The following is a 23,678-nucleotide window of genomic DNA, read 5'->3' as shown; positions in this document are numbered from 1 at the left end:
CCGGGGACACGCGCACGGGCCACGTCGAGGGGGGCCGTGCGGAGCACTAGGGTCGTCCGGTGACGCGCAGCTACCTCCGGTTTCCCCATCTGCAGGGCGACGCACTGGTCTTCGTCGCAGAGGACGACATCTGGACTGCTCCGGTCGGCGGCGGCCGCGCCTACCGCGTCACCAACGACGACGTGCCGGCGAGCTCACCGCGGATCTCGCCGGACGGCACCAAGGTCGCGTGGGCCTCGCGGCGCGACGGCGGCCCCGAGGTGTACGTCAGTGCGCTCGACGGCGGTGGCAGCACCCGGCTCACCTACTGGGGTGCGCCGGGCGGGACCGTGCTGGGCTGGGCCGGGCCCGACGAGGTGATCGCGGCGTCGGCCGCAGGCGATCCCACGCACCGCAGCTGGGCGTACGCGATCCCGCTGTCCGGCGGACCGCACCGCAGGCTGCCCGTCGGCCCGGTCTCCGATCTCGCGCTGCGGCCCGGGCTGCCCACGGTCATCCGCCGCACCGCGCTGCAGCGCGAGATGGCCTGGTGGAAGCGCTACCGCGGCGGCTCGGGCGGCCAGCTGTGGTCCGATCGCGGCAGCCCCGGCGAGTTCCACCGGATCCTCGCCGAGCTGGACGGCAACCTCGCCTCGCCGATGCTGGTCGGGGAGGGGCCGACCGCCCGCATCGCGTTCCTGTCCGACCACGAGGGCTGGGGCAACCTGTACTCCGTCGATCTCGACTGCGGCGACCTGCGCCGGCACACCGACCACGGTGCGCCCGGCGAGCCGCAGTTCTACGCCCGGCACGCCGCCACCGACGGCACCCGCGTCGTCTACGAGTCGGCGGGGCAGTTGTACCTGCTGGAGTCGCTCGATCCCGACGCGCGGCCGCAGCTGATCGACGTGCAGCTCGCCGGGCCGCGCAGCGACCGGGCGCCGCGGCGGGTATCGGCGGCCGAGTGGCTCGAGTCCGCCGCGCCCGACCGGACCGGGCGCACCAGCATCACCGTCGTGCGGGGCACCGTGCACCGGCTCACCCACCGGGACGGGCCCGCGCGGGTGCTGCTCGCCGAGCCCGGGGTGCGGGCCCGCTACGCGCAGCCGCTCGGGGAGGACCGCGCCGTCTGGATCGACGACGCCGAGGGCGAGGACGCGGTCTGCGTCGCGCCCCTCGACCCGCTCGCCGAGGGCGCCGCGCCGCTGCGGCGCACCGGAGCCGGGCAGCTCGGGCGGGTCCTGTCGCTGGTCGCGGCCCCCGACGGCAACGGCGTCGCGGTCACCACCCACGACGGGCGGTTGCTGCTCGTCGACGCGGCCGAGGGCGTGGTGCGCGAGCTGGCGTCGGCCGAGGGGGAGATCACCGACGTGTCGTGGTCGCCGGACAGCGCGTGGCTGGCCTACGTCGAGCCGGCCCCGGCGAACCTGTGCCGGATCGTGCTCACCTGCCCCGCCGACGGGCGCACCGTCGCCGTCACCGAGCCGCGGTTCCGCGACGCGGACCCGGTGTTCACCAGCGACGGCAAGTACCTGGCGTTCCTGTCCCGGCGCAGCTTCGACCCCATCTACGACCAGCACTCGCTCGACCTGGCGTTCCCGGCGTCGTGGCGGCCCTACCTCGTCCCGCTCGCCGCGCGCACCCCGTCCCCGTTCGGGGCGAGCCCGGACGGGCGGCCGGTGTCGGCGGCCGAGGAGGGGCCGCAGGACCCGCCCGCGGCCCCGGACGAGCCGACGCCCGTGGAGGGTGAGGAGACCAAGCCCGCCCCCGACAAGAAGCGCAAGGGCGACGAGCCGCCCGAGGTCGTCGTCGACATCGAGGGGCTCGCCTCGCGGGTCGTGCCGGTGCCGGTCGAGGAGGGCCGCTACGCCGGGCTGCGCGCCGGCAAGGACTGCCTGCTGTGGTACCGCAGCCCCGTCACCGGCGTGCTCGGTCACGGCAGGGCCCCCGATCAGCCGCACGACCGGCCGGTGCTGGAGCGCTACGACCTGGTGCGCCGCAAGCTCGACGTGATCGTCGACGGGCTGGACTGGTACGAGGTGTCCGGCGACGGGCAGCGGATCGTCGTCGCCGACGGGAACGCGCTGCGGCTGCTGCGCACCGACCGCTCCGGCTCCGGCAAGCCCAACGGCGACGCCGACGCCGGCGCGGACGAGTTCGAGATCGACACCCGGCGGATCGCCGTCACCGTCGACCCGTCGGCGGAGTGGCGGCAGATGTTCGACGAGGCCGCGCGGCTGATGCGCGACCACTTCTGGGTCGAGGACATGGCCGGCGTCGACTGGGCGGCCGAGGTCGCCCGCTACCGGCCGCTGGTCGACGCCGTCGGCAGCCACGACGATCTCGTCGACCTGCTGTGGGAGGTGCAGGGCGAGCTCGGGACATCGCACGCCTACGTGCGCTCACGCGGGTACGGGCGGGCCGACGGGCGGCCCGGGTTCCTCGGCGCCGATCTCACCCGCACCGACGAGGGTTGGCGGGTCGAGCGGGTGCTGCCCCCGGACACGTCGGTGCCGACCGCGTACAGCCCGCTGGCCGCGCCCGGCGTCGACGTGCGGGAGGGGGACCTGCTGCTGGAGGTCAACGGGCGGCCGATCGACCCGGACGCCGGCCCGGCGCCGCTGCTCGTCGCACTGGCCGGCAAGCTCGTCGAGCTGACCGTGCGCACCGGGCCCGGACACGCGCAGCCGGGAGAAGTGCGGCGCGTGGTGGTGCGCCCGCTCGCGTCGGAGGCGGCGCTGCGCTACCAGGACTGGGTGGCCGGGCGGCGAGCCGCGGTGGCCGAGCGCTCCGGCGGGCGGCTCGGCTACCTGCACGTGCCGGACATGATGGCCGACGGCTGGGCCCAGCTGCACCGCGATCTCACTCGGGAGACCGCGCACGAGGGGCTGATCCTCGACGTGCGCGGCAACGCGGGCGGGCACACGTCGCAGCTGGTGGTGGAGAAGCTCGCCCGACGCGTCATCGGGTGGGAGGTGATCCGCAACCACCAGTCGCTGACGTACCCGCTGGACGCGCCCCGCGGCCCCGTCGTCGCGCTCGCCGACGAGATGTCCGGGTCCGACGGCGACATCGTCACCGCGGCGATCAAGCGGCTCGGCATCGGTCCGGTCGTCGGCACGCGGACGTGGGGCGGGATCATCGGCATCGACAGCCGCTACACGCTCGTCGACGGCACCGGCGTCACCCAGCCCCGGTACGGGTTCTGGTTCGACGACACCGAGTGGTCGATCGAGAACCGCGGCGTCGAGCCGGACATCGAGGTGGAGATCACCCCGCAGGACTGGGTGGCCGGGCGGGACCCGCAGCTCGAGCGCGCCGTCGACATCGCGCTGGAGCGGCTGGCCGAGACGCCGGCCGTCCGGCCCCCGGATCCGGCCACCCGCCCGTCGCGCCGGCGCCCGGAGCTACCGCCGCGGAGCGGCTGAGCGCGAGTTGCCCCGACGGGGCGGCCGAGTTGCCCAGACCGGGCGGCCGAGTTCTCCCGACGGGGCGGCCGAGTTCTCCCGACGGGGCGGCCGAGTTGCCCCGACGGGGCGGGCGAGTTGCCCCGACGGGGAGGGCGAGTCGCCCCGACGGGGAGGGCGAGTCGCGGATTCCTGAAGGCGAGGCGTTGATCTAGTGACGTCGAGTCGGGATCCTGGACGGCAAGTCCTGGCCGGCCAGCTCGGCATCCCCCGGCGGGCAACTCGCCGTACCGATCTGGGTGAGTCGCCCCCTGCGCGGACAGTTCGCGGTGCTGGTCGGGAGAACTCGCGGTGCTGGTTGGGGCAACTCGCGGTGCTGGTCGGGAGAACTCGCCGACCCGTTCGGGACGACTCGCTGTCGGGAAGCCGCGACTCGTCGTCGGGAGAACCGCAACTCGCGGGCGTCGTCCACCCGCTGAGGCCGCGGCGTAGGCTTGCAGGTACGAACCCCTCCGGCCCCCGAGGTGCCGGTCAGGGGCTCGTTGCCGTGCGCATCCACCCGCGTCCGAGGGGTTGTCTCCGCCTGTGGCCAAGCTGTCCGGTCTGCTTCGTTCCACCCTCGCCGAACCCGATCTGGCCGCCGTCGTCGACGCCGTCCGTGACCTGCGGGCGGTCGAGACCCCGGCGTTGCGCGTGGAGGGACCCGCGGCCCTGCGGCCGTTCCTCGCCGCAGGTCTCGCGACCGGTCGGACGGTGCTCGCGGTCACCGCGACCGACCGCGAGGCCGAGGACCTCGCCGCGGCGACGACCGACCTGATCGGCGACCCGTCGGCCGTCGCCCTGCTGCCGAGCTGGGAGACGCTGCCGCACGAGCGCCTGTCGCCGCGCCCGGACACCGTCGGCCGGCGGCTGGCGATCTTCCGCAGCCTCTCCGCGGGCACTCCGCCGCGCGTGGTGGTCGCGGCCGCGCGCAGCCTGATCCAGCCGATCGCGCCCGGGCTGGGCGAGCTGGAGCCGATCACGCTGCGGGTCGGCACCGAGTACGAGTTCGATGCTCTGCTCACCCGCCTGGTCGAGCTGGCCTACACCCGTGTGGAGATGGTGACCGCGCGCGGCGAGTTCGCGGTCCGCGGCGGCCTGGTCGACGTCTTCCCGCCCACGGCCGAGCATCCGGTGCGCATCGAGTTCTGGGGCGACGAGGTCAGCGAGCTGCGCACGTTCGGCGTGGCTGACCAGCGCTCCACCGGCACCGTCGAGGAGCTGGTGGCGCCGGGCTGCCGGGAGCTGCTGCTGACCGATCCGGTGCGCGAGCGCGCCCGCGCGCTGGCCCGCGAGCACGAGGACAACGCCCAGCTCCGCCAGCTCTTGGAGCACCTCGCCGAGGGCATCCCCGCCGAGGGCATGGAGTCGCTCATCCCGGCCCTGGTCGACGGTGAGCTGGATCTGCTCACCGACCTGCTGCCGGAGGGCTCGCTGGTCCTGCTCGCCGATCCCGAGCGGATCCGCACGCGCAGCGCCGACCTCGTCCGCACCGGCCAGGAGTTCCTGGAGGCCTCCTGGTTCGCCGCGGGCGCCGGGGCGGACGCACCGATCGACGTGGGCAAGTCCGCCTACCGCGATCTCGACGACGTGCTGGAGCACGCCACCGCCACCGGCCGCCCGGTCGTCACGCTGACGCCGCTGCTGTCCGGCGCGGACGACGTGCACGCACCCGCTGTCCACGAGGTCGAGTCCTACCGCGGCGACACCGATCGCGCGCTCGTCGACCTGCGCGCGCACGCCACCACCGGTGGCGCCGCGGTGCTGGTCGTGGGCGGTGCGGGCACCGCCCAGCGGTTCCTGGAGCAGCTGCGCGAGGCCGACGTCCCGGCGGTGCGCGTCGACGAGCTGGTCGACGAGCCCGACAAGGGCCTGGTCACGGTGACCTGCGGGCGCCTCACCGACGGGTTCACCACCGGCGGGCTCGCCGTGCTGTCCGAGGCCGACCTGACCGGCAACCGCGCCGGCGTCACCGAGACCCGCAAGCTCGCCACGAAGCGGCGCAACGCCGTCGACCTGGTCACCCTCAAACCGGGCGACTACGTCGTGCACAACCAGCACGGCATCGGCCGGTTCGTGGAGATGCGCGAACGCACGATCGGCGGCGCGACCCGCGAGTACCTGGTGCTGGAGTACGCGTCGTCGAAGCGCGGGCAGCCCGCCGACCGGCTCTACGTGCCCACCGACTCCCTCGACGAGGTCAGTCGCTACGTCGGTGGTGAGGTGCCCACGCTGAACAAGCTGGGCGGCGCCGACTGGGCCAAGACGAAGGGCCGCGCGCGTAAGGCCGTCCGCCAGATCGCCGCGCAGCTCGTGCAGCTCTACGCCGCCCGCCAGGCCTCCCCGGGGCACGCGTTCAGCAAGGACACCCCGTGGCAGCGGGAGCTGGAGGACGCGTTCCCGTTCACCGAGACGCCCGACCAGCTCGCGGCGATCGAGGAGGTCAAGCGCGACATGGAGGCGCCGGTCCCGATGGACCGGGTGATCTCCGGCGACGTCGGCTTCGGCAAGACCGAGATCGCGGTCCGGGCGGCGTTCAAGGCCGTCCAGGACGGCAAGCAGGTCGCCGTTCTCGTGCCGACCACGCTGCTCGCCACCCAGCACCTGGCGACGTTCACCGAGCGGATGCGCCAGTTCCCGGTGACGATCCGCGGCCTGTCCCGGTTCACCGACGCCGCAGAGGCGAAGGAGACGATCGAGGGACTCGCCGAGGGCACCGTCGACATCGTGATCGGCACCCACCGGCTGCTGCAGAACGGCGTGCGGTGGAAGGACCTCGGCCTGGTCATCGTCGACGAGGAGCAGCGGTTCGGCGTCGAGCACAAGGAGCACATCACGGCGCTGCGCACGCACGTCGACGTGCTCACGCTCTCCGCGACTCCGATCCCGCGCACGCTGGAGATGAGCCTGGCCGGCATCCGCGAGATGTCGACGATCACCACGCCCCCGGAGGACCGCCACCCCACGCTGACCTACGTCGGTCCGTACTCCGACAAGCAGGTCGCCGCGGCGATCCGGCGGGAGCTGCTGCGCGACGGCCAGGTCTTCTACGTGCACAACCGGGTGTCGTCGATCGAGCGCGCCGCCCGCAAGGTCGCCGAGCTGGTGCCGGAGGCGCGCATCGCGATCGCGCACGGGCAGATGAACGAGGACCTGCTCGAGCGCACTGTGAACGCGTTCTGGCACAAGGAGTACGACGTACTGGTCTGCACCACGATCGTCGAGAACGGCCTGGACATCTCCAACGCCAACACGCTGATCGTGGAGCGCTCCGACACGCTCGGGCTCTCCCAGCTGCACCAGCTGCGCGGCCGCGTGGGCCGGGGCCGGGAGCGCGGGTACGCGTACTTCTTCTACCCGCCGGAGCACCCGCTCACCGAGACCGCGCACGACCGGCTCGCCACGATCGCGCAGCACTCCGAGCTGGGCGCGGGCGCGGCCGTCGCGATGAAGGACCTGGAGATCCGCGGCGCCGGCAACATCCTCGGTGCCGAGCAGAGCGGGCACATCGCGGGCGTCGGCTTCGACCTGTACCTGCGGCTGGTCGGCGAGGCCGTGGCGGCGTTCCGCAAGCAGGCCGGCGCGGGCGAGCCCGAGGAGGAGCGGCAGCTGGCCGAGGTGCGGGTCGATCTGCCCGTCGACGCGCACGTGCCGCACGACTACGTGACGGGTGAACGGCTCCGGCTCGAGGTCTACCGCAAGATCGCCGAGGCGGCCGACGAGGAGGCGCTGTCCGCGATCCTCGAGGAGCTGACCGACCGCTACGGTGAGCCACCGCAGCCGGTGCACAACCTGCTGGCCGTGGCTCGGTTCCGCCAGACCTGCCGCTCGTTCGGCATCACCGAGGTCGCCGCGACCGGCACCGGTATCCGGCTCGGCCCGGTCGAGCTGCCCGACTCCGCGCAGCTGCGGCTCAAGCGGTTGCACCCGAAGTCGCTGTACAAACCGGCGGCGAAGATGATCCAGGTGCCGAAGCCGGTGGCGGGCGGGCGCATCGGCGGCGCGCCGCTGCGCGACGCGGAGCTGCTCGACTGGCTCGCCGCGCTGCTGCGCGACGTCCTCCCGGCGCCGGCCCGCACCGGGTCCTGACCGCTCCGTCGGGTCCGGTCGGATGCGCACGCCCGGGGTCGAACGGGGCCGGATGCGCCCCCGTGAGAAGGTGACGCACGTGCGGAGGCATGTGGGACGCGCTCTGGTGACCATGGCAGTGGTCGGTGCCGTCGTCAGCGGCTGCGCCGGTCCGGGTGGGCCGGGCACCGGGGCCGTGATCGGTGATCACGTGATCTCGCTGAACGACGTCGAGCAGCAGATCGACGCCGCCCTGACCGACCCGGACCAGACCGCGGCGGCGAGCGTGTTCGGCTGGGGCACCGACGGGCTGAGCCGTCTGGTCGTCGAGTCGGCGGTGAGCAACACCGTCGTCGGCGGCGCCGCGACGGCGGCCGGAGTGCGGGTGCCGCCGGAGGAGCTCGAGGGGATCGCCGAGAACGTCGCGCTCGGGATGCTCCAGCAACAGCTGCAGATGGGCAACATGGCGGTGCGCGACCCCAGCGTCGTCGACGGGATCCTGGAGATCACCCGCCGTGCGGCGCCGTGGCAGGCGGCCGCCATCGAGCTGGGGCGCCACGCGATCGGCCGCGTCTCCGTGGTCGTCGACGAAGTGACGGTGCGCGACCGCGAGACCGCCGAGCGCTTCGCGCGGCTGCTCGCCAGCGGCGGCAACCTGGCCGAGCAGGTCCTCGCCGAGCCGGGTGCGCGCCGCGGCGCCGCGTACGCGGCGGGGACTGACACCGAACGCGCCGGCACGATCCTGTTCGGCGTCCCGGAGGGGACAGTGGTCGCTTACCAGCCGAACCCGGCCAACGCGTCGTGGTCGGTCGCGCGCGTGGTGCAGCGGCGCACCGATGGGCCCGGTGACCCGGCGGCCGCCGAGCAGCTCAGCCAGTCCGAGCTGCTCAACATCGGCATCCGGGTCGCGCAGGCTGAGCAGGGCAACAACCCGGTCGTGGTCAACCCGCGGTTCGGGGTGTGGGACCCGGTCGGGTTCCGCCTCGTCGCGCCGGAGGACCAGGCCGGCCTCGTCATCCTCCCGTCCTGACCATGGCGACGACGGTCGTGCTGGCCGGCGGTGCCGCGGTGCTGCCGGCAGCGGCGCTGCCCGCACTGCGCGCCGCCGCGCGGGTGTTCGCCGACCACACCGTGCCCGACGAGCTGTGCAGCGCCGCTGGGGCGCAGCGGCTCACCGACGCCGACCGGCCCGGGGTGGACGACGTCGTGCTGACGTGCGACACCGCCGCCGGCCCGGCCGGGGCGGCGCTGCTCGACGCGGTGCGGGTGATGGACCGGCTGCGCTCGCCCGGCGGCTGCCCGTGGGACGCGAAGCAGACCCACGAGTCGCTGCTGCAGTACCTCGTGGAGGAGTGCTACGAGCTCTACCAGGCGATCGAGGACGGCAACCGCGCCGACGTCCGCGAGGAGCTGGGCGATGTCCTGCTGCAGGTGTTGTTCCACTCCCGCATCGCCACCGAGCACCCGACCGATGCGTTCGGCATCGACGAGGTCGCCCGCGATCTGGTGACGAAGCTCGTCGAGCGGCATCCGCACGTGTTCGCCGGCACCGAGCGGATGATCACCGCCGACCAGCAGGAAGCCCGCTGGGACGAGCTCAAGCGCGCCCAGAAGAAGCGCGAGTCGAGCATCGACGGGGTGCCGCTCGGGCAGCCCGCGGTGGCGCTCGCAGCGAAGCTGGCCAGCCGCACCACTCGGGCCGGCCTCCCGGCCGAGCTGCTGCCCGAGGGCCCGGCGGTGGGTGAGCGGCTGTTCGCCGTCGCGGCCGCGGCGAAGCTCGCCGGCATCGATCCGGAGGCGGAGCTGCGCGGGGCTGCTCGCCGGTTCGCCGACCGGGTCCGCGCCGCTGAGGAGGCCGCCCGCGCCGACGGGCAGGACCCGAGCGCGCTCGACGCGGACGGCTGGAAGCGGTACTGGCCAGCGTGAGCCCCGTCGACCTGGACCGGCCCGTCGCCGACCGGGTCCACCTGGCCAGCCTCCCCGGCGCTGTCGAGGCGTTGCTGCAGCAGTGCCACGACCTCGGTGCGCCGCTGCTCACGAACATCCGGCGCACCGCCGACGCGGTGCTGGCCGATCTCTCCGGGCCGCTGCGCCCGATCGCCGAGCTGCGGTTGTACTCGGCGTTCTCGATCGTGCTCGCCCCTGACCCGGTGGTGACCCTGCAGCGGTCGGTCCGGTCCGGGGTGCTCTCGGCGCTCGCGCTCTCCGGCCCGCCGCGGTTCCGCGTCGGCGGCGTGCCCGCCCGGCGGGCGCTCATCGAGCGGCTGGTCACCGAGCTGGGCTGGGCGAACGATCCCGGCGACTACGACGTCAACGTCGAGCGGGCCGGCCGCGAGCTGGTGGCGCAGGTCGGGCCGCTGTACCGGTCGCGCCGCTTCCCCGCGATGGCGCGGCTGGCCGCGTCGGCGAACCCGGTGCTGGCCGCCTTCGTCGTGTTGCTGGCCGAGATCCCGCCCGGTGCCGTCGTGCTCGACCCGTTGTGCGGCGCCGCGACGCTGCTGGTGGAGGCCGCTGCCCTCGGCGGGAGCCTGCACCTCATCGGGTCCGATGTGGACGATCGGGCGCTCGCTGCGGCGGCGGCGAACCTGCCGCTCGTGCCCAACGGGCTGCTGGTGCGCGCCGACGCGACCAGGCTGCCGTTCGCGCACGGCGCGATCGACCGGGTGGTCACCAACATGCCGTTCGGCAAGCGGGTCGGCTCGCACAGCGGCAATCTCGCGCTCTACCCGGCGTTCGCCGCGGAGCTGGCCCGCATCCTCGCCCCGGACGGGCGCGCGGTGCTCATGACCGAGGAGAAGACGCTGCTCACCCGGTCGATCGCGGGCGCGCGCGGGTTGAAGATCGTGCGCGAGGTCAAGCTCGCCACCCCCCGCGGCGAGCTGCACCCCAGCGCGTTCGTCGTGGAGCGGACGCGGGCGGCGCGGCGACGGGCCGCCCGCGGTGTCGGATAGGGTCGGGCCCATGCCCGGCCTCCGCCCGGTCACGTCGCGGAACGCCGCGTTCCAGCAGTGGCAGGCCCTGCTCACCAACCGCACGAAGCGCCACCGCACCCGCGGCTTCCTCGTGCAGGGCGTCCGCCCGATCACGATGGCGCTGCGCCACGGCTGGCAGGTCGACGCGGTGCTGGTGCGCGCCGGGAAGCGGTCGAGCTGGGCCGCCGAGCTCCTGCGCGACACCGCTGCGGCGACCCACTACGAGCTGGCCCCCGAGCTGATCGCCGAACTCGGCGAGAAGGAGGAGCAGGTGCCCGAGGCGCTCCTGGTCGTGCGCACCCCGCCGGACGACCTGGACCGCATCCCCACCCCGGTCGACGCGCTCGTGGTGGCGTTCGACCGCCCGAGCAGCCCCGGCAACCTGGGCACCCTCGTCCGCTCCGCCGACGCCCTCGGCGCGCACGGCGTGATCGTCACCGGCCACGCCGCCGATCTCTACGATCCGCGCACGGTGCGCGCCACCACCGGCTCGCTGTTCGGCCTGCCGGCGGTGCGCGCCGACGGCCCCGACACCGTCATGGCGTGGGTGGAGCGGGTCCGCGCCGCCGGCGTGCCGCTGCAGGTGGTCGGCACCGACGAGAACGCCCCCGACGAGCTGGCCGCGACCGACCTGACCGGCCCGGTCCTGCTCGTCGTCGGCAACGAGACCAGCGGCATGAGCACGACCTGGGCCGCCGCCTGCGACCACCTCACCCGCATCCCCATGGCCGGCACCGCCAGTTCGCTGAACGCCGCCGTGTCCGGCTCGATCGCGCTCTACGAGGCCGCCCGGCAGCGGGCCGCGCTCCCGGCGCGCTGAGGTCACGATCGGGCCGTGGTCCCTGCGCGCGCCGATCGTCGGGTACGGTCGGGGAGCCGGGAGGGTCGCAGGACGGGCCCGTGCAGATCGCCGTTCCCGGCAGGACCGCGGATCGGCGGCGACGCCGGCCGCGGGAACGGAGTCGCGGCCCATGGCGTGGACCGGAATGACACCCCCTCGCGTGCACGGCGAGCTCGCCGCCATCCACGCGGCAGACCGCGCCCGCGAGCAGTCGGAGCGGTTGCGCGCGGCCCGGGTCGTCGCCCAGCACTCGCTGAACGCCGCCGAGTGCGCCGAGACCCTCGCGATGCTCGGGCTCACCGTCCCCGAGCCGCGGGGCGGCTCAGGGCAGCAGTAGCCACCGCCCCCGCTGACCCGGTTCGGCCACGCGCGCGAACGCCGTGGCTGCCTCGGTCAGCGGCACGGCCCCGGCCACGCGCAGCTCCAGCACGCCGTCCGCGGCGCGGGCGAGCACCGCGCCGTGGGGCTGCACGCTCCGGTTCCGGACGTCGATGCCCCGCTCCGACTCGGCGATCACCGGCGCGGGCGGAGCGGCGAAGATCCCGCCTCGCACACCGTGGCCAGGCCGGAGTGCGCAGCGGGACCGCGTCGAGGACTGCGTCGAACTCCGGCCCGGGCAGCTCGGTGACGAACTCGTGGGCCCGGCGCGCAGCACGACGTCGCGATCGGCCTCCCTGGCCAGATCGGTGACCTTCCACCCGGCCCGGACGGCGAGCGGGACGCGTACCCGTCCACCGATCCGGCGGCGCCCGTGACGAGCAGGCTGCGGCCCTCAGCCGGGCCGAGGAGCTCCACGAGGTTCGCCGCGAGCGTGCCGTTGAGCGGGAGCGATGCGGCCGCCACCGGGTCGAGGCCGGCCGGGAGCCGCGCCGCGGTGGCGGCCGGGACGATCGTCTCGTCCTCGGCGGCGCGCATGGGCCCAGCGATGTCCGGGTGGACGGCGGCGACTGCGTCCCCGACGGCGAAACCGGTGGAGCGGATCCGACGGCGGTCACGGTGCCGGTGAGCGAGAAGCCCAGACCCACCGGCCCGACCAGGCCGAAGACGCCCCGCAGCGGACCAGCGACGACGAGGGTATCGGCGCGGTCGACGGAACCGGCCGTGCCGCGGACACGGATGTCCTGCGGCCCCGGCTCGGGCAGCGTCACCGCGCGGAGCACGGGGACCGTCAGGCCGGGTTCGGACACGAGCGCGCGGGTCGTCCTCTCGGGATCTCCTTGAGCAGCTGACTGGGCCCACTCACTGTCAGGGACCTACTCTCCGTTGGAAGAAGGCACTTCAGAGTGGGGTAGGTACACGGAGGTGACCCACGGAGCCGACCGCTACCGCCCGTCCGGCGCCGCGCGGTTCCAACGCGTTCTCGGTGTCCTGCCCCAGCCGGCGGCTCCTCGACACCATCGGGGACAAGTGGGTGGGCCTGACGATCGCTGCGCTCGACACCGACGGCCGCCTGCGCTTCAGCGAGCTGGCCGCGCGCATCGAGGGCGTCAGCCAGAAGCTCACCCAGACCCTGCGCAACCTGGAGCGCGACGGGCTGGTCGCCCGCACCGTGACCCCGTCGGTGCCGGTGCGGGTCGACTACGAGCTCACCCCGCTCGGTGAGTCGCTGCTCGAGCCGATCTGCCGGCTCAAGGAGTGGGCTGAGGCCCACATGGCCGAGGTCGACGCCGCTCGTGCGGAGTACGACCGGCGCCGTGGTTGACCGGCCTCACACGATCCCGTACGTGTGCATCTTCCGGTAGAGCGACGACCGGGAGATCCCGAGCGCAGCCGCCGCGACCCGCTTGTTCCCGCCGGCGTCCGCAAGCGCCCGCACGATCGCGTCCCGCTCCAGCGCCTCCATCGGGGACAGGACGCGTCGGCTCGTCGTCCGGCACGAGGCCGGCAGGTCCTCGCTGCGGATGACACCGGCCGGTCGCTGCCGCATCGCTGCCGCGAGGACGTCGCGCAGCTCGGCGACGTTGCCCGGCCAGGCGTTACGGGCGAGCACCCGCATCGCGTCCTCGCTGCAGCTCTCCCGCCGCCCGGGTGCCTGACGCCGCATCAGCGCGCCGACCAGCGCCTCCAGGTCGTCCATGCGGTGGCGCAGCGGCGGCACGGTGGCGTCGGCGGTGAAGTGGTGCAGCAGCGCGGTCGGCACCGTCCCGTCGGCGCCGACGGTCGCGACGACCCAGGGCTTCGGGCTGGCGCCGAGCAGGTCGGTGAGCAGCGAGTCCACCGCGGGGAGGTGCTCGGCCGGCAGGCGGTCCAGGTGCCGGAGGACGACCGTCAGCCCCGGCGTGGGCGCGACGGTGTCGACGAGCGGCGGATGCTCCGGCCCGTCGCACTCGATCAGGAGGAACCGGCCGGCCGTGCGGACGTCCTGGTGCGCGCCCTTCGCCAGCGCGAGCTTGCCGGTGCCGGCCTCCCCGATGAGCAGGAGCGGCTCGGCGCGTCGGGCCGCGTCGCGGGCCTCGGCCGCGGCCTTGAGCCACAGCGGCGAACGGCCGACGACCCCGGGCAGGGCGAGCGCCGGCCCGGAGCGGGCCGGAGACAGCCGCGGCCGCGCCTCGGTGACCTGCAGCTCGAAGACGGCCCCGGCGAGCGCGGTGCCGCGGACGACCGGGTGGCAGTGCACCCGGGCCCAACGGCCGTCGACGAGGGACATCTGCAGCGGCAGGCTGGGATCGTCCAGCCGCAGGTCGGTCGCCATGCTGCGGACCAGCGCCTGGTCGGCGGGGGTGAGGAGGCTCGACGCCCGCTCGTTCATCATCACCGAGTCCCCGCAGACCGCCATGACCGCGGCCGAGCTGCGCCGCGAGACGGCGAGGAACGTCCCGAGCACGGCCCGTTGCCGCTCACTGCCGTCCTCGAGCAGCAGCTGCTCGATGTCGTGCGCGGCCTCCTGGGCGAGCACGGCCATCATCGGGTGGGCGTACTCGGTCAGGCAGCTGAGGTTGATGACCCCTTCGATGCGGCGGGTGAGCGGGTTGCGGATCGGGGCGCCGGCGCAGGCGAACTGCGAGCTGCGCTCCGTGAAGTGCTCGGGACCCATCACGAAGACGGGTCGGCCCTCCTCCAGCGCCGTGCCGACGCCGTTGGTGCCGGCGTGCGCCTCGGCGTAGCTGAAGCCGGGGGCGAAGTAGACCCGGTCCCAGGTCCGGGCCAAGTCCTGGCCGGTGTCGCGGCGGTCCAGCAGCCGCCCCTTCTCGTCGGTGAGGGCGGCGGTGACCGGGAGATCGGTGAGCCGCTCCTGCAGCCGGTCGAGCACGGGCGACGCGCAGCGGACGAGCTTGCCGCGCAGGTCGACGTCGTTGGCGTAGGGAACCTCCGGCGCCGAGATGTCCACGCCGGCCATGCGGCAGCGGCGCCAGGATGTCAGTACCGTGTCCCGGACGACGGAGTCGGGGACGGGCTCGGACGAGAGGAACCTCGCGCGGGCGGCGGCCACGCGCGTTCGCCGATCTGAAGTGAGCATCGTGCGGACCTCTTCTCGGGTCGGTGCGGTACCTCCAACGCCGTCCCGGCCGGGCCGGCCGGAGCGGTGGTCACCCCCCCCTCGTGACTCGTCGTGCCGAGGAGACCGGGTCCGTCCCCTCGGCGCGTCGACGATCGGGCCGCGCCCGTGCCGGCGCGGCGCAGGACGTTCGGGCTCCCTCGGCTACGAAGCCGCCCGCGTGCCGGTGACGAGGCGGCCGATGGAGGAGCGCAGGGCGTCGAGGGCGGCCTCGGGCTCGTCCCAGAAGACCATGTGCCCCGCCCCGGGGACCTCGATGAGCGGGACGTGCGGGTTGCGCCGGGCCAGCTCGTCGACCCCCGCCGGGGGCACGACGGGGCTCTCGCCGCCGTGGATCAGCACCGCGGGCGGATGGACGTCGGGCCAGGTGTCGAAGAAGTCCTCGGTCTCGAACCCGCGGTGGGTCTCGACGATCGCGTGCTCGGCGCAGCTGGCCAGCCAGCGGGCGCGCAGCTCCTGCTCGCGCCGCGGCCAGCGGGGCCACGAGCGGGCGACCTCGTCGGCGGTGGTGCCGCGGCGGGCCTGCGCCAGCTGGTCGAGGAACGCTGCGAGCAGGGTCGGGTAGGGGCCGCGGCCGGGGCCGCTGAGCGGCGGATCGACGATGATCGCGCCGCGGGTCGGGGCGCCGTGCACGGCGGTGGCGGCGACGATCCGCGCGCCCATGGAGTGACCGAGCAGCAGCGGCCGGTCGAGCCCGAGGCCCGCGACGACGGCGACGGTGTCGGCCACGTAGTCGTCGAGCGTGTAGGACGGTCCGCTGTCGGAGAAGCCGCGGCCGCGCACGTCGACCACGATCGGCCGGACGAGGTCGGTCACCCGCCGGGCGACGAAGTCGAAGGTGATCGCCGGACTGGTGATCCCGGGGAGCACCACCATCGGCACGCCGTCGCCGCCGTAGTCGAGCACGTGCAGGCGGAGGCCGCCGGCGCGGACCCAGCGGGAGGTGGCCGGGACGTCGGCGAGATCGGCGACCGCGGCCTGGGTCATGATCCGGTCGGGCAGGCCGGTCATGTCGAGGCTCCTTGGCGGAGCTCCTGCAGGTAGGCGCGCGCGTCGTCGAGATCGACGACGTCGCCGTACTTGGCCTGGATGTCGAACAGGTTGGCCTCGTGCGGGCCGTCCGCGCGGTCGCCGACGCAGGCGCGTGGGACGAGCACGGAGAACCCGCTCTGCACGGCGTCGACCGCGGTGGCGCGCACGCAGCCGCTGGTGGTCGCGCCGCACACGAGCACGGTGTCCACGCCGAGCCCGAGCAGCAGCGCGGCGAGTCCGGTGCCGAAGAACGCCGAGGCGCCCTTCTTGGTCACCACGTGGTCCTGCGGGCCGACCGGCAGCCGCGGGTCGATCGCGACGGTCGGAGAGCCCTCGCGCAGTGCACGCATGCCGGGCGCCTTGGTCAGCCACGTGATCGCGTCACCGGCCAGCTCGGCCGGCGTGTAGGCGATCGTGGTGAACACGACCGGGACGCCGGCTGGCCGAGCCGCCTCGATCAGCGACGAGGTCGCCGCCACGACCGCGGACAGGTCCGCACCGGTCGGGTAGCTCCGGTCGGTGAAGCCGTTGGTCAGGTCGACCACGACGATCGCGGGCCGCCGCCCGCGCCGGACCCGGGCACCGAACCCGGCCCGGCCGTACGTCTGGTCGATCAGGCTTTGATCCATCTCACTCCTCCCGCGAGGAGATGAGAACCGATCTCAGAGCCCGTGGACGTCCCAGGATGGGACACCTCGCGCGCCGGCCGACATGTGTCATCTGCGGAGTCCCCGCCCGGGGCGCCCCTGTCGGGGGACACGATGGGAGAGATCCAGTGAGCATCCCGAACGACCGGCCGGCCGCAACGACATCCGCAGACGTCGACGTGGTGGTGATCGGCGCCGGATTCGGCGGCCTGTACGCCGTGCACCGCTTCCGCTCCGACGGGTTGTCGGTCCGCGGTTTCGAGCGTGCCCCAGACGTCGGCGGTACCTGGTACTGGAACCGCTACCCCGGCTGCCGCTGCGACATCGAGAGCATCTACTACTCGTACAGCTTCTCCGAGGAGCTGCAGCAGGAGTGGACCTGGACGCACCGCTACGCCACGCAGGGGGAGATCCTGCGCTACCTGCGCTACGTCGCGGACCGGTTCGACCTGCGCAAGGAGTTCACGTTCAACACGTCCGTCACGTCGGCGGTGTTCGACGACGACGAGCAGGTCTGGACGGTCTCCGCGGACAACGGCGAGGTCTTCCGCGCCCGCTTCGTGCTGATGGCCACCGGGCCGCTGTCCACCCCGATCGACCCGAAGATCCCGGGTCTCGCGGACTTCGCCGGCGTCGTCGCGCGGACCAGCCAGTGGCCGGACGATCTCGATCTGGAGGGCAAGCGGGTCGGCATCATCGGGACCGGCTCGTCGGGCATCCAGTCGGCCCCGGTGATCGCCGAGCAGGCCGCGCACCTGTACGTCTTCCAGCGGACCGCGCAGTACTCGATCCCGGCCTGGAACCGCGCGTACACCGAGGAGGAGATCGCGCGCATCAAGGCGGAGTACCCGCAGATGCGCCGCGACGCCTGGGAGACCGTCGGCGGCATCATCTACGAGCAGCCCGACCACGACCCGCTCACCGCCAGCTCCGAGCAGCGGGAGGCGTGGCTGGAGAAGGCCTGGCAGCGCGGCGGCTACCTGATGCTCGCCAGCTACCCGAACGTCATCTTCGACGAGCGGGTCAACGCCATCGTCGGCGAGTTCGTGAAGAAGAAGATCCGCGCCAAGGTCCACGACCCCGAGCTCAAGGAGCGGCTCACCCCGAGCTACCCGTTCGGCGCGAAGCGGCTGTGCGCCGACACGAACTACTTCGAGACCTTCAACCGCGACGACGTCACGCTGGTCGACATCAAGGAGAACCCGATCGACCACGTCGACGCGCACGGGATCGTCCTGCAGGACGGCTCCCGCGTCGATCTCGACGTGATCATCCTCGCGATCGGCTTCCACGCCTTCACCGGCACCCTCCTCAAGATGGAGGTCCGCGGCCGCGGCGGCCTGACCATCCAGGAGAAGTGGGCCAACTCGACCGGCAACTACCTCGGCTTCTCCATCGCGGGCTTCCCCAACCTGTTCATGGTGAACGGCCCGGGCAGCGTCGGTGTGCTCTACAACATGGTCCCCGCGTCCGAACAGCACGTCGACTTCGTCGCCGACACCATCGCATACCTCGACTCCCACGGACTCGCCTCGATCGAGCCGAGCGAGGAGGCCGAGCGGAACTGGTGCGCGCACCTGCTGGAGATCGCGGACCAGACGATCTACCCGAAGGCCAACACCTGGTACATGGGCGACAACGTCCCCGGTAAGCCGCGGGAGTTCCTCGCCTACGCCGGCGGCGGTCCCGCCTACTTCGCGCACTTCGAGAAGGAAGCATCCAACGGTTACCCGGGCTTCGTACTGCGCAAGCGCGGCTGATCTCGCGGTGGGGATGCGGGTTCGAACGCGTTCGCATCCCCACCGCCCTTCGCAGCTCACGAGACTGCGGCCGGGGACTCGTCTCGGGCGCCTTCTGCGGTGTGGACACGGGTCCTCGTCCAGGTGGCCACTTCGCGAACGGGCACCACGGAGCGGTGCGTCGACCTGGGATCTTGCCGCGGGACTCGCTGTGTCGCGGCGCGGCGAGTCGGACCGCGCCGCGACAGCAGGTTTCAGACCGTCCCGATGAAGATCGCAGGCTCGTCCCCGTGACTGGGGGTGAACTCGAGCTGCATCTCCGCCGGCTCCGCTTGCAGTGCCCACGCGGTGCGGAAGGTGATCGACTTGCCCGGAAGCAGCTTGACGCCGGGAGGGATCTCGACCTTCTTGGCGGAGTCGAAGATTCGTTCGGCAGCCTGCCCGCCGTGGATCGCCCTCGGACCGAGCGTGAACGCGTTGAAGTCGAACGGCTCCGCCGACTCGTTGACGACGGTCACGGTGATGAGCACTGCACGGGCGCCATCCGCACCGCTGGCGGTTCGGGACGGCTGAAACGGCTCCGGTTGCAGCACTTCGATCGCGATGCCGCTCGGTAGCGTGTAACGCTGTCCGAACGTCGCGGTCTGGATCGTTGCGGGCGGCTGGGTTCCAGTGGGCTGGGCGGCCGGCGGTGTCAGTGGTGCCGGTGGTGTGATGAGCGCCGGTCCGATCGACCCGCTCGACTGCGAGTTCGAGTTCGAGTTCGCACAGCCGGCGAGCAACGCGGCAGCGGCACACACCGCCACCAACATCGTCCTCGTCATGTCTCTGGGGAGCTCCTGGTGCATTCTCGTGCGCATCGGTGCGCTGCATTCAGGTGTCGTTCCGATACCGTCCGTCGTCACCCGACGCGATGAGAGTCGGCTCACCGTCCACGGCTCCTCTCCGACTTGCTCGGCAACGTCGACGCCGCGTACTGCGTCTCCCGTCGGTGCTCGTTCGACCCGCGGACACGACGCCCGGTTCTGCGCCACCGGATCCGCAGCGGGGGAGGGCAGAGATCGCTGAAGCAACTCCCGATCGAGCCGGTTGACCGCGGCGAGATCGCCGGCCCCGGGGCCGGTCCGGTGAACGGCGTGAACCGGACGGACGTCGACCCCCGGATCGTCAGCGTGGTCGACCGCAAGAAGGACATGATCAAGGCCGGCGGCGAGAACGTCGCCTCCCGCGAGGTCGAAGAAGCCCTCTACCAACTCGACGGCGTTGCCGAAGTCGCCGTGTCCGGCGTCCCCACCCCCACTGGAACGAAGCCGTCACCGCCGTCATCGTCCCCGAACCGGCGTCACCTCGACCAAAGACCACGTCGACGCCCACGCCCGCCGCGTCCTGGCCGGCTACGAACGCCCCAAGTACATCGTGTTCACCGACACCCTGCCCAAGAACCCCAGCGGCAAGATCCTCGAGAAGGACCTCCGCACCCAGCACGCGGATCTGGCAGGTGCTCCGCGGAGCGGGTGACCCGGACCGTGGGTGGTGCTGTCTCGTCACCCCCCGACCACCGACCGTGCCCGGTCCGTGCCATCATCGAACCAGGCGGAGCCCGTTACGCCTGAAGCATCATCCGCCTCGACACGTCGGCCCAGGCGCCGGCTCGACCTCGGCGGCCGCAGTAGGAGGATGCACAGGCGCCCGGCGTCCGGTGTGTGCCGTCGCCCGTACCGTGCGGTCCGATCAGAACCTTAGAGTCCCGTTCGGGGATCTGTTCACCTCACGGTGGAGGAACAACGATGTTCGGGCTGCCCTTCACGACTGCTCTCTTCGTGGTCGGCGGATTCGTGGTCGCCGCCATTCTGTGCTTGATTTTCGCGCTGCGGTTCTCCGCTGACGACGAGTCGTGGATGACGATCGAGGACCTGTTCCGGCGCCGTTCCTGATTGAGCCTCGTCCGCGACGAATCGAGGAGCTGATCTGTGTCCGTTTCTCCGTGGACTCTGTTGGCCGTCGTCCTCTACATGGCGGTCGTGGTCGTCATCGGGTTGGTGTCGACCAAGCGCGTCAACTCCATGCGCGACTACCTCGTGGCGGGTGACGGGTTCGGCCGGTGGATCGTGTCGTTCGGGATCGTCGGTGCGATCGTGAGCGGCGCGGGCATCCTGGGCAACGCGGGCTCCGGCTACGGCACGGGGTACGCGATGTACGTGATGACGATGGGGCTGAGCTACCTCGGCCTCGCGCTGGCGTACTTCCTGCTCGCCAAGCCGATGACCGTCATCGCCAAGAAGTACCCCGTCTACACGCTCCCGGACGTCCTGGCCCTGCGCTACGGCGACAGCAAGGCGGTGCGGATCCTGTCGGCGTTCGCCACCGCGTTCGGCTGCCTCATCTACCTGGTCGTCCAGTTCGTGGCGATCAGCTACGTGGGCACGACGATCTTCGGGTGGAGCCGCGAGCTGTCGTTGCTCGTCGGGGGCGGGATCGTCGTCCTGTACTGCATCGGCGGTGGCATCGTCGCGGCGATGTGGACCAACTTCTTCCAGCTGCTGGTCCTGTGCGCGTTCGTCGTCTACTTCGCCGTGCACACGGTGCTCGAGGTGGGCGGCCTGACCGCGCTCCACGAGAAGCTCGCCGCCGCCGACCCGAAGTTGGTGGAGCCGTGGCACGACAGCGGTGCGTTCGTCTGGCAGAACGTGCTGGTCTACGCGATCTTCGTCGGCCTGCTGGCCTACGCCGGTGTGCCGCACATCAGCACCAAGTTCCTGACGATCAAGAACCTCGAGGTGATCCGCTGGATCCCGCTGATCTCCTGCTTCCTGTACCTGTTCGCGGTCGCCGCCACCTGGATCGGCATGGCCTACCGCGTGCAGGTGGAGGCCGGCGCCGCTCGGCCGGTCGAGGAGGCCGACGCGGTGCTCCCGACGCTGATGATGGACAGCTTCGGTCCGTTCGTCGTCGGCATCATGATCGCGGCGGTGCTGGCGGCGGTGATGTCGACGACCGACTCCTTCATGGTGCTCAGCGGGGCATCCGTGGTCCGCGACATCATCAAGCAGGGTCTGGGCGTGCAGCTGACCGACCGGCAGGAGATGTTCTGGAGCCGGGTCGTGTCGGTCGTGTGCATGGTGATCGCGGGGGTCATCGCCCTGAACCCGCCGGACTTCGTCCTGTCGCTCATGGCCGTGGCCTGGGGCGCGCTCGCCGCGATGCTCGGCCCGGTGCTCTACCTCGGCGTCCGCTGGCGGCGGGCGACGAAGGAGGGGGCGATCGCCTCGCTGATCGCCGGGATCGCGATCGGCGGCGTGGTGGCGCTGCTCAACCGGACGGTGTTCGCCTCCGACCCGATCCTGGCGCCGTGGAACATCGCCGGCATCGGCGTGATCGTCTCGTACCTGGCGCTGGTCATCGTGTCGCTGATGACCAAGCCTCAGGAGAGCCGGATGTTCGAGCACTTCCCGGCCGCGCGGCAACGGCGCGCGGTGGCGAGCGAAGGATCGGCGTAGCCGGCTGAGTGGCCCTGTCCGACGACCTCCCGGGCGTCACGCCCGGGAGGTCGTGTCGTGTGGGCAGCCGTGCTCGGGATCGCCGGTGACGAGCCGGTGGAACTGCAGGGCCATCTGGACGTCCAGCGCTCCGCGCGGATCGCGCCAGGCCCGTCCGCCGAGGATGTGGTCCACCCGTTCCAGCCGCTGGTACACGGTGTTGACGTGCACGCCGAGGTGGCGGGCGGTGGTGGGCGGGTTCTGACCGCAGGCGAAGTAGCACTCCACGGTCCGCACGAGGTGCGCGTCGTGCGTGCGGTCGTAGTGCAGCAACGGGCCGAGCGTCCGGTCGAGCAGCTGATGGACCTGGTCCGCGGTGACCTCCTCGAGCACCATCCCGATCACGCCGAGCGCGGCGACGTCCACTCCGCCGCGCCGGCCCAGGGCCACCAGCAGGCGGTGGCAGCGGGCGGCGTCCCGGTGAGCGTCGCGGACGGCTTCGGGAGCCGGGGCCGGCCCCGCCGCCCCCGCCGTCACGGCGCCGCCGGTCGCGCGGTCCAGCTCGGCCGCCGCGGCGCGCGCGGCTGCTCCCGGGTCGGTGTCGGGGAGCAGCACCACGATCCGTCCGTCGTGCTCGGCGGCGATCCCGCGGCGCGCCGCGGCGAAGTCGCTCGCCGCGTCGATCAGCGCGCTGCGGCCCACGCCCTCTGCGGTGAGGACGACGACCGCGAGCGGGCGGTCGAGGTCGAGCGGCGCGTCGAGCAGCCGGGCCCGCCGCCGCAGCGCCGCCCGGTCCGGGGCCGGCGTCGCGAGGAGGTCCTCGACCAGCTCGGTGCGCAGCTCCTGGGCGACCATCGCCGTGCGGCGCTCCATGAGCAGCAGCAGCGCGGCCGTCTGAGCGGCGCGCTCCAGGGTGCGCACCTCCGGGTCGCCGAGGTCACCGGGGCGCGCGAACATCAGCTGCCCGAACGTTTCCTGACCGGCCTGGACGGGGACGGTGCGGACGGTCACGTCCGGCCCGGTCCGACCGCCGAGCAGGTCTTCCGGCGACGGCGCCCCCGGCGCGGTGGCGCTCGCGAGCACCGCCGCCGGCCCCACGGTGACGACGACCGTGCCCTCGAGGACGTCGGCGAGGGTGCGGGCGAACTCGGGCATGCCGACGCGGGTGAGGGCCATCGGCATCAGCAGCTCGTGGGCCCGCCCCGCCCGCTCGAGCGCCAGCTGCTGGCGGCGCAGCCGCACGTTCGCGGCCCGCAGCTCCGCCGAGGACTCCCGGATCTGGTCGAACAGCCGGGCGTTCTCGATGACCACGCTCGCGTGCGCCGCGAGCGAGCCGAGCAGCGCGATCTCGGCCTGGTCGAACACGCGCTCGTACCGGTCGGCGGCGAACAGGGCGCCCACCACCCGGGTGCCGAGCTTCATCGGGACGCCGGCGATGCTGACGATCCCGTCCGCGCGGACCGCCGCGCTGACCGCGGGATCGTGGCGGATGCGCGGATCGGCGTGGTAGTTCGCGGTGGCCAGCGGCTGCCCGGTCTGGATCACGTAGCCACCGACGCCGTAGCCCGGTGGCTGCCGGACGGAGTCGAGCGCCCGGGTGCGGGTGCCCGACGTCACCCGCATGTAGGCGTCGCCGGTCTCGGCGTCGATGAGCGCGATGTAGGCCGACGCGCACCCGAGCAGATCGCGGGCGCGGTCGACGATCGCGGTCAGCACGTCGTCGCTGCCGCGCAGTGAGGTGAGGTCGCGGGCCGTGGCGTAGAGGACCTGGGCCTCGCGCTCCCGGCGGGCGCGCTGCTCCAGCAGCGTCCGCACCCGGGCGGCGTCCGTCAGCACTTGGTCGAGGAGGGGGTGCGGACCCACCTCCCTGGCCAGCTCCGCGAACCGCTCGGGCGGGGCCTCTCGGGCGAGCAGGTCGAGCACCCGGGCCAGGATCCCGCTCGTCGTGTCGGCGGTCAGGGACATCGTCGGCTCTCCCGCGT

At 73.0% G+C, this 23,678-nt stretch carries 18 protein-coding genes; 12 read left to right on the top strand and 6 right to left on the bottom strand.

Annotated elements, in window-relative coordinates; translation table 11 throughout:
* Positions 1 to 59: 59 nt before the first annotated feature.
* The 7 genes from BUE41_RS08230 to BUE41_RS30090 all read left to right on the top strand — a co-directional run bounded on the left by BUE41_RS08230 (position 60) and on the right by BUE41_RS30090 (position 11,643).
* Positions 60 to 3,407, top strand: a complete 3,348-nt coding sequence (locus BUE41_RS08230; RefSeq protein ID WP_073456408.1) for a S41 family peptidase — start codon at positions 60 to 62, stop codon at positions 3,405 to 3,407.
* 564 nt (positions 3,408 to 3,971) lie between these two features.
* On the top strand, positions 3,972 to 7,514 hold the full coding sequence (gene mfd / locus BUE41_RS08225) for a transcription-repair coupling factor (RefSeq protein WP_234997068.1): 3,543 nt from the start codon (positions 3,972 to 3,974) through the stop codon (positions 7,512 to 7,514).
* Positions 7,515 to 7,620: 106 nt separating this feature from the next.
* The gene (locus tag BUE41_RS08220; protein WP_143172039.1) at positions 7,621 to 8,523 is read left to right on the top strand and encodes a hypothetical protein; all 903 of its coding nucleotides are present in this window, start codon (positions 7,621 to 7,623) and stop codon (positions 8,521 to 8,523) included.
* A gap of 2 nt (positions 8,524 to 8,525) precedes the next feature.
* Positions 8,526 to 9,419, top strand: a complete 894-nt coding sequence (locus tag BUE41_RS08215) for a nucleoside triphosphate pyrophosphohydrolase (protein ID WP_073456405.1) — start codon at positions 8,526 to 8,528, stop codon at positions 9,417 to 9,419.
* The gene (locus tag BUE41_RS08210) at positions 9,416 to 10,444 is read left to right on the top strand and encodes a TRM11 family SAM-dependent methyltransferase (protein WP_084754590.1); all 1,029 of its coding nucleotides are present in this window, start codon (positions 9,416 to 9,418) and stop codon (positions 10,442 to 10,444) included. The genes BUE41_RS08215 and BUE41_RS08210 overlap by 4 nt, the downstream gene beginning before the upstream one ends.
* 10 nt (positions 10,445 to 10,454) lie before the next feature.
* Entirely contained in the window at positions 10,455 to 11,285 is an 831-nt protein-coding gene (locus tag BUE41_RS08205; RefSeq protein ID WP_073456403.1) for a TrmH family RNA methyltransferase, read from the top strand.
* A 166-nt stretch (positions 11,286 to 11,451) separates the two neighbouring features.
* Entirely contained in the window at positions 11,452 to 11,643 is a 192-nt protein-coding gene (locus BUE41_RS30090) for a hypothetical protein (RefSeq protein ID WP_143172038.1), read from the top strand.
* Here BUE41_RS30090 and BUE41_RS31205 read toward each other — a convergent pair.
* Positions 11,629 to 11,778, bottom strand: a complete 150-nt coding sequence (locus tag BUE41_RS31205; RefSeq protein ID WP_200803813.1) for a hypothetical protein — start codon at positions 11,776 to 11,778, stop codon at positions 11,629 to 11,631. The genes BUE41_RS30090 and BUE41_RS31205 overlap by 15 nt on opposite strands.
* 891 nt (positions 11,779 to 12,669) lie before the next feature.
* Between BUE41_RS31205 and BUE41_RS08195 the strand changes: the two genes are divergently transcribed.
* A complete protein-coding gene (locus tag BUE41_RS08195; RefSeq protein ID WP_073456401.1) occupies positions 12,670 to 13,008 on the top strand; it encodes a winged helix-turn-helix transcriptional regulator in 339 nt (112 codons plus the stop codon).
* Positions 13,009 to 13,014: 6 nt separating this feature from the next.
* Here the strand turns inward: BUE41_RS08195 and BUE41_RS08190 are convergent, their stop codons facing one another.
* The 3 genes from BUE41_RS08190 to BUE41_RS08180 all read right to left on the bottom strand — a co-directional run bounded on the left by BUE41_RS08190 (position 13,015) and on the right by BUE41_RS08180 (position 16,463).
* On the bottom strand, positions 13,015 to 14,643 hold the full coding sequence (locus BUE41_RS08190) for a sigma-54-dependent Fis family transcriptional regulator (RefSeq protein WP_143172037.1): 1,629 nt from the start codon (positions 14,641 to 14,643) through the stop codon (positions 13,015 to 13,017).
* Between the two features lie 303 nt (positions 14,644 to 14,946).
* On the bottom strand, positions 14,947 to 15,813 hold the full coding sequence (locus tag BUE41_RS08185) for an alpha/beta fold hydrolase (protein WP_073456399.1): 867 nt from the start codon (positions 15,811 to 15,813) through the stop codon (positions 14,947 to 14,949).
* Positions 15,810 to 16,463, bottom strand: coding sequence for an isochorismatase family protein (locus BUE41_RS08180; RefSeq protein WP_073456398.1), 654 nt, complete (start codon positions 16,461 to 16,463; stop codon positions 15,810 to 15,812). Before BUE41_RS08180 ends, BUE41_RS08185 begins: the two co-directional genes overlap by 4 nt.
* Before the next feature lie 146 nt (positions 16,464 to 16,609).
* On the opposite strand from BUE41_RS08180, the gene BUE41_RS08175 reads away from it, so the two are divergent.
* Positions 16,610 to 18,241 carry a flavin-containing monooxygenase gene (locus BUE41_RS08175; RefSeq protein ID WP_234997066.1) on the top strand — a complete coding sequence of 544 codons (1,632 nt, stop codon included), beginning with the start codon at positions 16,610 to 16,612 and terminating at the stop codon, positions 18,239 to 18,241.
* Between the two features lie 233 nt (positions 18,242 to 18,474).
* Here BUE41_RS08175 and BUE41_RS30085 read toward each other — a convergent pair whose 3' ends face one another.
* Positions 18,475 to 19,044: a hypothetical protein gene (locus BUE41_RS30085; RefSeq protein WP_143172036.1), complete on the bottom strand. Its 570-nt coding sequence runs from the start codon at positions 19,042 to 19,044 to the stop codon at positions 18,475 to 18,477.
* A 439-nt stretch (positions 19,045 to 19,483) separates the two neighbouring features.
* On the opposite strand from BUE41_RS30085, the gene BUE41_RS08165 reads away from it, so the two are divergent.
* From BUE41_RS08165 to BUE41_RS08160, 3 genes are all read left to right on the top strand, one after another.
* Positions 19,484 to 19,738 (top strand): AMP-binding enzyme, encoded by a 255-nt coding sequence (locus BUE41_RS08165; protein ID WP_234997064.1) that lies wholly within the window; start codon positions 19,484 to 19,486, stop codon positions 19,736 to 19,738.
* Positions 19,739 to 20,007: 269 nt separating this feature from the next.
* Positions 20,008 to 20,154: a hypothetical protein gene (locus BUE41_RS30695; RefSeq protein ID WP_159444877.1), complete on the top strand. Its 147-nt coding sequence runs from the start codon at positions 20,008 to 20,010 to the stop codon at positions 20,152 to 20,154.
* Between the two features lie 36 nt (positions 20,155 to 20,190).
* Positions 20,191 to 21,717 (top strand): sodium:solute symporter family transporter, encoded by a 1,527-nt coding sequence (locus BUE41_RS08160; protein ID WP_143172035.1) that lies wholly within the window; start codon positions 20,191 to 20,193, stop codon positions 21,715 to 21,717.
* Between the two features lie 36 nt (positions 21,718 to 21,753).
* Here BUE41_RS08160 and BUE41_RS08155 read toward each other — a convergent pair whose 3' ends face one another.
* Positions 21,754 to 23,661 carry a helix-turn-helix domain-containing protein gene (locus BUE41_RS08155; protein ID WP_084754587.1) on the bottom strand — a complete coding sequence of 636 codons (1,908 nt, stop codon included), beginning with the start codon at positions 23,659 to 23,661 and terminating at the stop codon, positions 21,754 to 21,756.
* Positions 23,662 to 23,678 lie beyond the last annotated feature (17 nt).

It is taken from the genome of Pseudonocardia thermophila, from assembly GCF_900142365.1.
Lineage (GTDB): Bacteria > Actinomycetota > Actinomycetes > Mycobacteriales > Pseudonocardiaceae > Pseudonocardia > Pseudonocardia thermophila.
This window is presented reverse-complemented; position numbering and strand designations above follow the sequence as displayed.